11 protein-coding genes are annotated in these 13,262 nt (G+C 74.5%); 7 read left to right on the top strand and 4 right to left on the bottom strand.

All coding sequences use genetic code 11. The features are described 5' to 3' along the window. Window positions 1–215: 215 nt before the first annotated feature. Both AMIR_RS17590 and AMIR_RS17585 read right to left on the bottom strand, forming a co-directional pair. A complete protein-coding gene (locus tag AMIR_RS17590; protein WP_015802307.1) occupies window positions 216–446 on the bottom strand; it encodes a DUF5703 family protein in 231 nt (76 codons plus the stop codon). Further along, entirely contained in the window at window positions 443–1,408 is a 966-nt protein-coding gene (locus AMIR_RS17585) for a YncE family protein (RefSeq protein WP_015802306.1), read from the bottom strand. The genes AMIR_RS17590 and AMIR_RS17585 overlap by 4 nt, the downstream gene beginning before the upstream one ends. Before the next feature lie 165 nt (window positions 1,409–1,573). Here AMIR_RS17585 and AMIR_RS17580 point away from each other — a divergent pair, with 165 nt between their 5' ends. Continuing rightward, complete coding sequence (locus AMIR_RS17580; protein WP_015802305.1) at window positions 1,574–2,815, top strand: hypothetical protein; 1,242 nt, start codon at window positions 1,574–1,576, stop codon at window positions 2,813–2,815. Between the two features lie 63 nt (window positions 2,816–2,878). Here AMIR_RS17580 and AMIR_RS17575 read toward each other — a convergent pair whose 3' ends face one another. Beyond that, complete coding sequence (locus AMIR_RS17575) at window positions 2,879–3,844, bottom strand: aldo/keto reductase (RefSeq protein WP_015802304.1); 966 nt, start codon at window positions 3,842–3,844, stop codon at window positions 2,879–2,881. A 61-nt stretch (window positions 3,845–3,905) separates the two neighbouring features. Here AMIR_RS17575 and AMIR_RS17570 point away from each other — a divergent pair, with 61 nt between their 5' ends. The 3 genes from AMIR_RS17570 to AMIR_RS17560 all read left to right on the top strand — a co-directional run bounded on the left by AMIR_RS17570 (window position 3,906) and on the right by AMIR_RS17560 (window position 6,599). Then, complete coding sequence (locus AMIR_RS17570; RefSeq protein ID WP_015802303.1) at window positions 3,906–4,955, top strand: LLM class F420-dependent oxidoreductase; 1,050 nt, start codon at window positions 3,906–3,908, stop codon at window positions 4,953–4,955. Next, the gene (locus tag AMIR_RS17565; RefSeq protein ID WP_015802302.1) at window positions 4,952–5,776 is read left to right on the top strand and encodes an undecaprenyl-diphosphate phosphatase; all 825 of its coding nucleotides are present in this window, start codon (window positions 4,952–4,954) and stop codon (window positions 5,774–5,776) included. The genes AMIR_RS17570 and AMIR_RS17565 overlap by 4 nt, the downstream gene beginning before the upstream one ends. Before the next feature lie 136 nt (window positions 5,777–5,912). Beyond that, window positions 5,913–6,599, top strand: coding sequence for a histidine phosphatase family protein (locus AMIR_RS17560; RefSeq protein ID WP_015802301.1), 687 nt, complete (start codon window positions 5,913–5,915; stop codon window positions 6,597–6,599). A 438-nt stretch (window positions 6,600–7,037) separates the two neighbouring features. Here the strand turns inward: AMIR_RS17560 and AMIR_RS17555 are convergent, their stop codons facing one another. Beyond that, entirely contained in the window at window positions 7,038–7,403 is a 366-nt protein-coding gene (locus AMIR_RS17555; protein WP_015802300.1) for a VOC family protein, read from the bottom strand. Between the two features lie 103 nt (window positions 7,404–7,506). Between AMIR_RS17555 and AMIR_RS17550 the strand changes: the two genes are divergently transcribed. The 3 genes from AMIR_RS17550 to AMIR_RS17540 all read left to right on the top strand — a co-directional run bounded on the left by AMIR_RS17550 (window position 7,507) and on the right by AMIR_RS17540 (window position 13,239). Beyond that, entirely contained in the window at window positions 7,507–8,238 is a 732-nt protein-coding gene (locus AMIR_RS17550; protein ID WP_041837929.1) for an isocitrate lyase/PEP mutase family protein, read from the top strand. A 166-nt stretch (window positions 8,239–8,404) separates the two neighbouring features. Continuing rightward, a complete protein-coding gene (gene hrpA, locus AMIR_RS17545) occupies window positions 8,405–12,325 on the top strand; it encodes an ATP-dependent RNA helicase HrpA (protein WP_015802298.1) in 3,921 nt (1,306 codons plus the stop codon). Next, window positions 12,322–13,239: an AraC family transcriptional regulator gene (locus AMIR_RS17540; protein ID WP_015802297.1), complete on the top strand. Its 918-nt coding sequence runs from the start codon at window positions 12,322–12,324 to the stop codon at window positions 13,237–13,239. Before hrpA ends, AMIR_RS17540 begins: the two co-directional genes overlap by 4 nt. The last annotated feature ends 23 nt before the right edge of the window (window positions 13,240–13,262 follow it).

Genomic DNA, 13,262 nt, shown 5'->3' with positions numbered 1-13,262 from the left:
GGTGGTCGAGGGCGGCCTCCAGCGCAACTGGGTCGCCCGCCCGCCCGGACAGTATCGGCGGGCAGGGGTGCCCAGCAATGCCCGCGAACGGAGCAGCGCGCTGCGGTGAACGGCGGCTCGCGGGCCGGTCGGGGCCTGCTCCACCAGCGGTTACCCGCACCACCGGCGCACCACGGGTACCCCGTTCGGGGCCTGGGGAAGCTCGGGCGGGAAGCTCAGATGCTCAGACCCGGCAGGGTGGCCGCCGTGCGCCTGCGCCGCAGCCACACCTTGCGCGACCCGTCGCCGAACAGCAGCGTCCTGGCCAGCTCCCAGCCCGCGAACTCCGCCTGCACGCTCAGCTGGATCGCCGCGGCCTTCCGCGACACCCCCGGCGGCAGCCGCAGCGGCCGGTACTCCCAGTCGCCCTCGACCACCGCGTCGCCCACCGACGGCTGCTCGCTCACGGTTCGATCACCTGCATCCCCTCGCCGCCCGCCGAGGCCACGTACACCCGGCCGGTCTCCGGGTCCACCGCCACCGAGTCGGGCTGGCGGACGGTCGCGTAGCGGTGGACCTCCTTGGGCTCGCCGCCCGCCACGTCGAACGCGACGACCTCGTTGCGCTCGGTCAGCGTGATCCACGCCAGGTCGGTGCGCTCGTCGTAGGCCAGCCCGTACGGGCCGCCGGGCAGCGGGTAGCGCTGGCGCATGATCAGCGGGCTGCTGGAGAACGCCATGAACTCGCCGCCCCTGGTGTCCACCACCAGCGCCCGCCCGTACTTGTCGGCCACCGCGTTCGTCGCGCCCTCACCGGCCCGCAGGCCCGCGCCGGGCCGCTCGGCGGCCGGGTCCACGTCGAACACCGCGCTGCGCGGCCGGTCCAGCACGATCGCCCGGTCGCCGAACGCGAGCACCCGGTCGGGGCTGGAGAAGCCGCCCATCGCGCGCCCGCCCAGGTCCAGGTCCTTGGCCTCGCGGCGGGCCACCACCAGCCGCCCGCCCACCCGCGCCACGTCGACCGGCGCGCCGCCGACCTCCTGCGAGGTGGTCGTCGCGTCCGGGCGCACCGTCACCACCACGCCGCTGCCGGGCACCGGGGCCAGCACGTCCGCGCCGTCCACGACCAGCGACTCCACCGGCCCCGGCAGCGCCGCGGTCAGCGGGTCGCCGCCCGCGAGCGGGTACAGGGCCACCGACGGCGGGTCGGTCAGCGCCACGGCCACGTGCGAGGCGGTCACGGCCAGCGCGCTCGCCCTCCCGAGCGGCAGCACCGTCCCCTCGGGGGCGGTGGTGGTCGCGGGCGAGGCGGCGGGGGTGGCCGGGTACAGGGTCGCCGCCACCTGGAGCGGGTCCGACGGGGTGTCCTCGACGGAGCAGCCGGTGACCAGGCACGCCCCGGTCAGCACCACCGCGGCCAGACGACGCACTGTTGGACCTCCAGTTAACCCGTTCGCACAACCGGACCCCAGCATCCATCACCGACCGGACGCCGTCACGCAGGGGGAGGGTGGAATCGCTGGTCCGGCGAGGTGATAGAGCCACCGCCGACACCCACCCGTGGACACCATGCCCGGTGAACCGGAGGAGGGCGCATGACGGTGGACCGGCTCAAGGAGCGGCACCAGGAGCTGCTGCGCAACCGGAGGGTCGTGGACCACCTCGACCCCCTTCCCCGCCCCGTCCGCCCGGACGGCCGCTACCACACCTGGGCCACGGTCGGCGGCGAGCGGCGCGAGGTGCTGCTGGGGCGGTTGGTCGAGGTCAGGCTGCGCCCACCGGCCTACCGGCAGGAGCGGCTGCGGGACTGGCAGACCGCGCTGGAGGCGGCGCTGCCGCCGGTGCTGCGGCTGTCGTGGGCGGCGGGCCTGCCGGTGACCACGCCGCTGCACCCGGCGGTGTTCCCGACCGGCGCGCTGGACGGGCTGTGCCACCCGGTGCCCGGAGGCGGGGCGCTGCTGCTGGTCGACAGCGGGCTGCTGGACCTGCTGCGCGGGGTGGTGAAGATCATGGTGGCGGCCGGGCCGGAGGGCGGCGAGCCGCTGCTGGCGGGGGAGCGGGTCGGGTACGCGCTGGCCGAGGCGTTCAACGCGCACCTGCACGGCAACGGGGCCGCGCGCCCCAGGCCGCTCCCGGAGCTGTCCGGGACGCGCGCGGCGGTCGCGGGCGAGCTGTGGCGGCACGCGCTGGGGTTCCTGCTGGCGCACGAGGTCGCGCACGTGCTGCGCGGGGACCTGGTGTCGGGTGTCCGGTGGACCGAGGCGCGCACCCCGGTGGGGGTGCTGGACGCGAGGTCGGTGGGCTGGGCCGGTGAGCACGACGCGGACCGGCTGGCGGCCTCGGTGCTGCTGCGCGACGCGGACCGGGCGGCCCCGCGCGAGCGCGACGAGCGGGAGCGGCTGCTGGTGGTGGGGCTGCTGCTGCCGCTGTTCCTGCAGGAGGCGGTGCACGCGCTGGCCGAGCGCACCGGGGCGCCGGTGCCGTTCGCGGGCTGCCACCCGCCCGCCGCGACCAGGGTGGGGGTGCTGGTGGAGCACCTGGCGCGGCGGGTGCGGGCTCCGGGGGCGGTGGAGCGGGCGGCGCGGGCCTCGGCGTGGCTGGAGGAGGCGGTGGACGGGGCGCCGCCGTGGCTGCTGGCGGCGCGGGAGCTGGCGGAGGAGGAGCCGGAGCCCGGTCGCGAGCGGGCGGCGGCGCACCACCCGGCGAAGCGGCGGGGCAGGCGCGTGACCAGGCAGGCGGGGAGCGGCGCCCAGGCGGGCCGGACCCCGCCCACCGGTCAGACGGGGCAGAGCGGGCAGACGGGTCAGGGGGCGGGGCGCGGACCGGACGAGGGCTGACCGCGAGTCGGGCCGGGCGCGGAGGCCGAACCCGCGCGAGGGCGCGCCGCCGCGCGTCCGCGCTCAGCCCAGCTCGGTCTCCGGGTAGCCGAACCCCACCGCGCTCACGTCGTCCAGCGCCGCCCGGATCGCGGACGGCAGCACGAGGTCCTCGCTGGCCAGGGACGCCACCAGCTGCACGGTGTCCCTGGCCCCCACGATCGGCGCGACCACGCCGGGCCGGTCCCGCACCCACGCCAGCGCCACCCGCAGCGGCGAGCTGCCCAGGCCCTCGGCGGCGGTCAGCACGGCCTGCACGATCCGCGCGGCCCGCTCGGTGCGGTGCCGCTGCACGTACCCGGCCAGCGCCTCGGAGGCCCCGCGCGAGTCGGCGGGCGTGGAGTGCCGGTACTTGCCGGTGAGCACGCCGCGCCCCAGCGGCGCCCACGGCAGCAGCCCCACCCGGTGGTGCCGCGCGGCGGGCACGACCTCGCGCTCCACGCCGCGCTCCAGCAGCGAGTACTCGACCTGGTTCGACACGATCGGGGTGTGGCCGGGCAGGGCGGCGGCGGTGCCCAGCTGCCAGCCGCAGTAGTTGGACACCCCGGCGTAGCGGACCTTGCCGGAGGCGATCGCCGAGTCCAGCGCGGACAGGGTCTCGTCCAGGGGCACGGCCGGGTCCCAGGCGTGCAGCTGCCACAGGTCGACGTGGTCCACGCCGAGCCTGCGCAGGGAGCCGTCGAGCGCGGCCAGCAGGGACCCGCGCGAGGCGCCGCCGCCGAACGGGCCGTCGTCGCGCCGCGCGACCGCCTTGGTCGCCAGCACCACCCGATCGCGCGGGACGACCTCGCCCAGCAGTGCGCCGAGGATGCGCTCGGCTTCCCCGTCGGAGTAGACGTCGGCGGTGTCCACGAGCGTGCCGCCCGCCTCGGTGAAGGCCTGGAGCTGGCTCGCCGCCTGGTCGGGCCCGGTGTCCAGGCCCCAGGTCATGGTGCCGAGCCCGAGCCGGGACACCCGCAGACCGCTGCGTCCCAGGTATCGCTGTTCCACCCCGCGAAGCCTAGAGGGTGATCACCTGGCCATCGTGGTTACCGGTCGGTAGGGTCCGCGTGTGCGACTGGGACTGAACCTCGGGTACTGGGGCGCGGGCAACGACGCCGCGAACCTCGAACTGGCCAAGGAAGCCGACCGGCTCGGCTTCTCGGTGGTCTGGGCGGCGGAGGCCTACGGGTCGGACGCGCCGTCCGTGCTCTCGTGGGTGGCCGCCCACACCGAACGCGTGGACGTGGGCAGCGCCATCATGCAGATCCCCGCCAGGACACCGGCCATGGCGGCGATGACGGCGGCCACCCTGGACACCCTGTCCGGCGGGCGGTTCCGGATGGGGCTGGGCGTGTCCGGGCCGCAGGTGTCGGAGGGCTGGCACGGCGTGCGCTTCGACAAGCCGCTCGCGCGCACCCGCGAGTACGTGGAGATCGTGCGCACCGCGCTGCGCCGCGAGCGGCTCAGGCACGAGGGCGAGCACTACGTGCTGCCCCTGCCGGACGGCCCCGGCAAGGCGCTCACCCTCACCGTGCACCCCGTGCGCGAGCACATCCCGCTCTACCTGGCGGCCGTCGGCCCGAAGAACGTCCAGCTCGCGGGCGAGATCGCCGACGGGTGGCTGGCGCTGTTCTTCTCCCCCGAGCAGGCCGGGGAGTCCCTGGACCTGCTGCGCGCGGGCCGCGAGAAGGCGGGGAAGGGCCTCGACGGGTTCGACGTGGTGCCCACCGCGCCGCTGGTCGTGGGCGAGGACTGGCGGGCGTGCGCGGACCTGGTGCGGCCGTACGCGGCGCTGTACGTGGGCGGCATGGGCAGCAGGCAGAAGAACTTCTACAACGACCTCGCGGTGCGCATGGGCTACGCCGCCGAGGCCGCCGAGGTGCAGGAGCGGTACCTGGCCAAGGACTACGCGGGGGCGATGGCGGCGCTGCCGCTGGAGTTCCTGGACGCCACCTCGCTGCTCGGTCCGGTGGGGCGGATCGCCGACCGGATGGCCGCCTACGCCCAAGCGGGGGTCACGACGCTGACCGTCTCGCCCATGCTGCAAGATCTGGCCCAGGGGACGGCCGCGCTCCGCGCGGCGTCCGAGGCTTTGGATCTGGCGGGAGTGGGTAGTTGAGCTGGTTGCAGGCCATCGTCCTCGGCCTGGTGCAGGGACTCACGGAATTCCTCCCCATCTCGTCGTCGGCGCACGTGCGCATCGTGTCCACGCTGTTCTTCGGCAACGACGCGGGCGCCTCGTTCACCGCGGTGATCCAGCTGGGGACCGAGCTGGCAGTGCTGATCTACTTCGCCAAGGACATCGGCGGGCTCCTGTCCGCCTGGTTCAGGGGGTTGTTCAGCAAGGCCGCACGGAAGACCGAGAACTACCGGATGGCGTGGTACGTCATCCTCGGGTCGATTCCGATCAGCATCCTTGGCCTGGTCTTCAAGGACGAGATCCGCTCGTCGCTGCGAAACCTGTGGATCACGGCGATCGTGCTGGTCGTGTTCGGCATCCTGCTCGGCGTGGCTGACCACGTCGGCAAGCAGGTGCGCTCGAAGTTGGAGTTGAAGGACGCCGTCGGCATGGGCTTCGCCCAGGCCATGGCCCTCATCCCCGGTGTCTCCCGCTCCGGCGGGACGCTCACCGCGGGTCTGTTCCTGGGGCTGGACCGGGCCGCCGCGGCCCGGTACTCGTTCCTGCTGGCCCTGCCCGCCGTGTTCGGCGCGGGCCTGTTCAGCATCCCGGACGTGCTCGACCGGTCCGAGGCGAACGCCGCCTCGGTGCCGCAGATGATCGTGGCGACGCTGGTGTCGTTCGTGGTCGGCTACGCCACCATCGCGTGGCTGCTGCGGTACGTGTCGAAGCACAGCTACTCGGTGTTCGTGTGGTACCGGCTGCTGCTGGGCCTGGTGCTGATGGGTCTGCTGTCGATGAACCTGATCAGCGCGACCTGAGTTCGGCGGGACCTGGTCTCCCCGGTGGCCCGGAACGCGACGACGCGTTCCGGGCCACCGGCGTTCCGCGGGGCTGCCGATCGGGTGCGGCGGGCCCGCGCGGTGATCGGTTCGCGGGGCGATTTAGGCTGGCAGCGTGGCTACTGTGATCCTTCTGCGGCACGCGCGCTCGACCGCCAACGGCTCCGCGATCCTGGCGGGCAGGCAACCGGGGGTGCGGCTCGCGGAGGACGGCGAGCGGCAGGCCCGCGCGCTCGTGGACCGGCTCGCCGGGGTGCGCCTGGACGCGGTGGTGACCTCGCCGCTGGAGCGCTGCGGGCAGACCCTGGAGCCGCTGCTGGCCGAGCGCGGCCTCACCGCCGCCGTCGAGCCGGACCTGGCCGAGGTCGAGTACGGCGACTGGACCGGCAGGCCCATCAAGGAGCTGCTGCAGGAGCCGCTGTGGAAGGTGGTGCAGCAGCACCCGTCCGCCGCGGTGTTCCCCGGCGGCGAGGGGCTGGCGCGGGTGCAGGCCAGGGCGGTGGCGGCGGTGCGGGCGCACGACGCGCGGATCACCGGGGAGTTCGGGCCCGGCGCGGTGTGGCTGGCGTGCAGCCACGGCGACGTGATCAAGTCGCTGCTGGCGGACGCGCTGGGCGCGCACCTGGACGGGTTCCAGCGGATCGTGGTCGACCCGGCGTCGCTGTCGGTGGTCCGGTACACCGAGACCCGGCCGTTCGTGCTGCGGGTCAACGACAACGGCGGCGACCTGGCCGACGTGGTCCCCCCGATCGAGAAGCCGGCGTCCTCGGACGCGGTCGTCGGGGGCACCACCGGGGCGTGAGGAGAGGGTGGCCCCCGGCCGGGGCAGGGTGGGCCGGGGGCCACTGGTCCTGTGCTCGCCCCACCGTCCGGGTGGTCGGGCGATCTGGTGGTCGGGCGATCTGATCGTATGGCGGGAAACGTGCTGGTGAGCGCGGTCCCGCAATTTAAGAACCGGTGTGGAGTTGTCCCGTTCGGGTGCGGTCGAGCGGCCCAGCGGGGTGGGTGAACCCCGGAAAAGCGCAGCTCAAACGACGCGGAAACACGCTGGAAACACAGCGGGCAAGCACGCGTGAGGGGGAATCGGCTGCGACCTCCGGCCCAGGCCGGTCGTCGGACGGCTGTTTACTGTTAACGACGCTGTGCGCATCGGCGGTCGCCCTCCGGGACCACCGGGGGTGTCCGCCAGGTGGCGGCGGGGGTGCGGCCGAACCGGGACGGGGGTGGCGGCGCGGGGTGGTCACGCCCGCGGCACCCACAGGCAGAACGGGTGGCCTGCCGGGTCCAGGAGCACGCGCACGTCCGCCTGCGGCTGGTGCTCGGCCAGGACGGCGCCCAGCTCCAGGGCCCGCGCCACCCCGGCCGCCAGGTCGGTCACCTCGACGTCCAGGTGCATCATCATCCGCTGGTCGCCCTCGGCGGCGGGCCACACCGGCGGTCGGTGGGCGGGCTCGGTCTGGAACGCCAGGCCCGCGCCGCCCGCCGGGTCGCGCAGCGTCACCCACTCCTCCTCGTCGGTGGCGATCTCCCAGCCGAGCAGCGCGCCGTAGAACAGCGCAAGCCCCTTGGGGTCGGTGGTGTCGAGGACGGTCGCGGTCAGCTTCACCCCGTCGAGTCTGCTCTCACCCGGACGTGGACGCAGCGGTCGGTCCGGACCGTCCGGTGCGGTTCGGCGCGGATCCGGGCGCGCGGTGCCCTACGGTCGCACCATGATCACCGAACGCTCCGCCCCGGCCGCCGCGCTGCGGGCGCTGCACGTGCCCGGCGACCCGCTCGTGCTGCCCAACGCCTGGGACGTGCCGTCCGCGCTCGCCGTCGAGCGGGCCGGGTTCGGCGCGGTCGCCACGGCCAGCGCCGCGGTGTCCGCGACCCTGGGCTACCCGGACGGGGAGGCGATGCCGGTGGACGAGGCGTTCGCCGCGATCGCCCGCATCGCCTCGGCGGTCGCGGTCCCGGTCACCGCCGACGTCGAGCACGGGTACGGCCTGGGCGCCGCGGAGCTGGCCGGGCGGCTGGCGCAGGCGGGCGCGGTCGGGTGCAACGTGGAGGACTCGCTGGAGGAGCGGGAGCTGCTGGACGCCGACCGGCACGCCGACTACCTGCGGGAACTGCGCGCGGCCGACCCCGACCTGGTGATCAACGCCCGGATCGACGTCTTCCTGCTGGGCGGGGACGTCGCGGAGGCGCTGCGCAGGGCCCGGCTGTACGCGGCGGCGGGCGCGGACTGCGTGTACCCGATCGGTCTCGCCGACGAGGCGGGCATCGGGGAGTTCGTCGGTGGCGCCGGGCTGCCGGTCAACGTGCTGAGGTCCCCGGCCGCGCCCGCCGCGCCCCGGTTGGCGGAGCTGGGGGTGGCGCGGATCAGCCACGGGCCGTTCGTGCACCGGGAGGTCATGGCCGCGCACGCCGAGCTGCTGGGGAGGTTGCGCTCCGAGCGCTGAGCCGGAGGGGTGGGCCGGAGGGCTGGGCCGGGGCTCCGGGCACGGGCGTTGGGCCAGGACGCGCCCCCGGAACCCCCGCCCGGCGCGTGAAGCACGCGTGAAGCACGCGTGAAGCGGGGGTTCTGGCGGATAACGGCTGGCCGCCCCCACTATCCTTGTGGGCAGTATGAACACGCCGTCTTTCGCCGACCTGCAGCAACGCCTGCCCCAGCTCATGACTCGGGACCAGCGCCGCCTGCGCCGCCGCCTCGACGGCGTCCGCAAGATGCGCGACGAGCGGGCACGCGCGGGGGTTGCCGCCGAGATCGCAGCCGAGTTCGACCAGGCCGAGCTGAGGGTGGCGCTGCGCCGCGAGGCCCTGCCCACGATCACCTACCCGGCCGAGCTGCCGGTGAGCGCGCACAAGGACGAGATCGCCGCGCTCATCCGCGACCACCAGGTGGTGGTCGTGGCCGGTGAGACCGGGTCGGGCAAGACCACGCAGCTGCCCAAGATCTGCCTGGAGCTGGGCCGGGGCGTCCTCGGCCAGATCGGGCACACCCAGCCGCGCAGGCTCGCCGCCCGCACCGTCGCCGAGCGCGTCGCCGAGGAGCTGGGCACCGAGCTGGGCGCGGCGGTCGGCTACAAGGTCCGGTTCACCGACCAGTCCGGCGACGACACGCTGGTCAAGCTGATGACCGACGGCATCCTGCTCGCCGAGCTCCAGACCGACCGGATGCTCTCCCGCTACGACACGATCATCATCGACGAGGCGCACGAGCGCAGCCTCAACGTCGACTTCCTCCTCGGCTACCTCAAGCAGCTGCTCCCCCAGCGCCCGGACCTGAAGGTCGTCATCACCTCGGCGACCATCGACCCGCAGCGCTTCTCCCGGCACTTCTCCGACGCGCCCGTCATCGAGGTCTCCGGCCGCACCTACCCGGTCGAGGTGCGCTACCGGCCGCTGGTCGACCCGGAGGACCCCGAGGCCGACCCGGACCGCGACCAGACCAGGGGCATCTGCGACGCCGTGCGCGAGCTCCAGGCCGAGGGGCCCGGCGACGTGCTGGTGTTCCTGTCCGGCGAGCGGGAGATCCGCGACACCGCCGACGCCCTGAACGCGCTCAAGCTGCGCGACACCGAGGTGCTGCCGCTGTTCGCGCGGCTGTCGTTCGCCGAGCAGCACCGGGTGTTCCAGCCGCACCGGGGCAGGCGGGTCGTGCTGGCCACGAACGTGGCCGAGACCTCGCTGACCGTGCCCGGCATCAAGTACGTGATCGACCCCGGCACCGCCCGCGTCTCCCGCTACAGCCACCGGCTCAAGGTGCAGCGCCTGCCCATCGAACCGGTGTCGCAGGCCTCGGCCAACCAGCGCAAGGGGCGCTGCGGCCGGGTGTCCGAGGGCATCTGCGTGCGGCTGTACTCCGAGGACGACTTCCTGGCGCGCCCGGAGTTCACCGACCCGGAGATCCTGCGCACCAACCTGGCGTCGGTCATCCTGCAGATGACCTCGATCGGGCTCGGCGACATCGCCGGGTTCCCGTTCATCGACCCGCCGGAGTCGCGCAACATCGCCGACGGCGTGCAGCTGCTCCAGGAGCTGGGGGCGCTGGCGCCCACGCCGGGGCGGGAGCTGACGCCGCTGGGGCGCAAGCTCGCGCAGCTGCCGATCGACCCGAGGCTCGCGCGGATGGTCGTGGAGGCCGACCGCAACGGGTGCGTGCGCGAGGTCATGGTGATCGCGGCGGCGCTGTCCATCCAGGACCCGCGCGAGCGGCCCGCCGACAAGCAGCAGGCCGCCGACGAGCAGCACGCCCGGTTCAAGGACGCGGGGTCGGACTTCACCTCGTACCTGACGCTGTGGGAGTACCTGAAGGAGCAGCAGAAGGAGCGCTCCTCGAACCAGTTCCGCAGGATGTGCCGCGCGGAGTTCCTGAACTACCTGCGGGTGCGCGAGTGGCAGGACGTGTACGCGCAGCTGCGGCAGGTCGCCAAGACGCTCGGGGTGCACGTCAACACCGAGCCGGGCGAGTCGCGCAACATCCACGTGAGCCTGCTGGCGGGGCTGCTCTCGCACATCGGGCTCAAGGACGTGCCCAAGCGGGAGCAGGGGAAGAAGGAGCAGGGCAGGCGGCAGCTCGCCGAGTTCCTGGGGGCGCGGGGGGCGCGGTTCGCGGTGTTCCCCGGCTCGGCGCTGAGCAAGCAGCCGCCGCAGTGGGTCATGGCCGCCGAGCTGGTGGAGACCTCCCGGCTGTGGGGGCGCACGGTCGCGAAGATCGAGCCGGAGTGGGCGGAGCGGCTGGCCGAGCACCTGGTCAAGCGCACCTACAGCGAGCCCCGGTGGGACGCCAAGCGCGGCGCGGTCGTGGCGAGCGAGAAGGTGACCCTGTACGGGGTGCCGATCGTGGCCGCCCGGCGGGTGAACTACGGGCGGATCGACCCCGAGCTGTCGCGGGAGCTGTTCATCCGGCACGCGCTGGTGCAGGGGGAGTGGAGCACGCACCACGCGTTCTACGCGCGCAACCAGGAGCTGCTGGCCGAGGTCGCGGAGCTGGAGAACCGGGCGCGGCGGCGGGACATCGTGGTCGACGAGGAGACGATCTTCGACTTCTACGCCGAGCGGGTCCCGGCGGACGTGGTGTCGGCGCGGCACTTCGACTCGTGGTGGAAGAAGGCGCGGCACGAGGACGCCGAGCTGTTGACGTTCAGCAAGAAGATGCTGGTCAACGACGTGGCGAAGGTGGAGCCCGAGGCCTACCCGGACCAGATGGACCGGGGTGGGCTGACGTTCTCGCTGTCCTACCGGTTCGAGCCGGGGGTCGGCGGGGACGGCGTGACGGTCCGGTTGCCGCTGCCCGCGCTGACGAAGGTCCCGGACGACGCGCTGTCGTGGCAGATCCCCGGCCTGCGGACCGAGCTGGTGGTGGCGCTGATCCGGTCGCTGCCCAAGCCGGTGCGGCGCAACTTCGTGCCGGTGCCGGACGTGGCGGCGGCGGCGCTGTCGCGGATCAAGGTGGACGAGGCGCTGCTGCCCGCGCTGGAGCGGGAGCTGCGGGCGCTCACCGGGGTCGTGGTGCCGCGCGAGGAGTGGAACCTCGACCAGGTCCCCGACCACCTGCGGTTGACCTTCCAGGTGGTCGGCGAGGCGGGCGAGGAGCTGGCCGTCGGCAAGGACCCGGCGGCGCTGAAGCTGCGGCTCAAGCAGCGGCTGCGGGCCAGCCTGGCCGAGGCCGCGGGGAGCCTGGCGCGCACCGGGGTGGTGCGCTGGGACTTCGGCGACCTGCCCCGCGCGGTGCGGCGCGAGCGGTCCGGGATCGTGGTCACCGCGTACCCGGCGCTGGTGGACAAGGGGACCAGCGCGGCCGTGGAGATCCTGGACACCCCAGGGCGGCAGGCGCACGCCATGCGGCTGGGGACCCGGCGGTTGATCACGCTGAACGTGCCCTCGCCGGTGAAGCTGCTCCAGCGCGGGCTGACCAACTCGGAGAAGCTGACGCTGACCCGCAACCCGCACGGCGGGGTCGCCCCGCTGCTGGCGGACTGCATCGCGGCGGCCGTGGACAAGCTGGTGGCCGACGCGGGCGGGCCGGTGTGGAAGCAGGACGCCTTCGCCGCGCTGACCGAGAAGGTCCGGGTCGGGTTGGGCGAGGCGGTCTTCGAGGTCGTCGGGCGGGTCCGCAAGGTCCTGGACGCGGCCCAGGAGGTCGAGCTGGCCATCGGGGCGGTGCGCGGGCCGGGGGTCGAGGAGTCGCTGGCCGACGCGCGGGCCCAGCTGAGCGGGCTGGTGCACGCCGGGTTCGTCGCCGAGGCCGGGGCCGCCCGGTTGGACGACGTGGTGCGGTACCTGAAGGGCATCGCGGTCCGGGTCGAGAAGCTCGGGCGGGACGTGCGGCGGGACCAGGAGTGGATGGACCGGGTGCACGCCGTGCACGCCGAGTACCGGGACCTGCGGGCCAAGCTGCCCGCCGACGAGCCCCAGCCGGGGCTGGACGAGGTCCGGTGGATGATCGAGGAGCTGCGGGTGAGCTACTTCGCGCAGACCATCGGGGCCCGGTACACGGTGTCGGACAAGCGGATCTTCAAGGCGCTGGACGCGGTTCCCCGGTGAGCGGCCCGGCGCCGGTCGCCGGGCTCGACGCGCGGGCCTGGGAGCGGGAGCTCGCCTCCGGGCCGCTGCCGTGGGCGGCGCGGGTGGCCGACGCGGCGGGGTTCTCCGGGGCCGCGAGCACGCGCCGGGTGGACGACCTGACCGTCGTCGACTGGGAGTCGGGGGCGTTCGCCGGGGTGCGCGGCCCCCGGCAGGTCGCGGCGGGCGACGGGGACCACTTCGTCGCGCGGATCGTGCGCTCGGGCAGCGAGGTGTTCGCCCAGGGCGGGCGGGAGTGGGTGCTGCGGGCCGGTGACGCGGTCGCGTGGGAGAGCCGCAGCCCGGCGCGGTTCGCCGCGGCCGGGCCGGTGGCCACCCGCAGCGTGCTGATCCCCCGCGACGTGCTGGAGGACGTGGGCTGCCCGCTGGTGATCGGGCGCCCACGCCCCGGCCGCGTCCCGGCGGTGCGGTTGCTCGCCGGGTACCTGGAGTCGCTGGCGCCGCTGCTGCCCGACCTCGCGCCGGGACCCGCCGTGGCCGCGCGCAACGCCCTGCTCGAACTCGGCTGGGGCGCGCTGCAACCCGAGTCGCCGCTGGACCCGCAGGCGCTCGCGCCCGCCCGGCGTGCGGCGGTGGAGCGGTACCTGGACGCCCGGCTCGGGCGGTCCGACCTGGGCGTGGACGAGGTCGCCGCCGCGCACGGCGTCTCGGTGCGCACCCTGGGGCGGCTGTTCAGCGCGGGCGGCGAGACGTTCTCCGGGGTGCTGCGGGCCAAGCGGGTCGCGCGGGTCCGGGAGGAGCTGCTGACCGGGGACTCGACGGTGGCCGCGCTGGCGCGGCGGTGGGGGTTCTTCGACACCAGCCACCTCAACCGGCGCTTCCGCGCGGTGCACGGGGTCTCCCCGCACGAGTACCGGGCCCGCCACCGGGGGTGAGGTGGCGTCCCGGTACCCCCGGA

This window comes from Actinosynnema mirum DSM 43827, assembly GCF_000023245.1.
GTDB classification, from domain to species: Bacteria; Actinomycetota; Actinomycetes; order Mycobacteriales; family Pseudonocardiaceae; genus Actinosynnema; species Actinosynnema mirum.
This window is presented reverse-complemented; position numbering and strand designations above follow the sequence as displayed.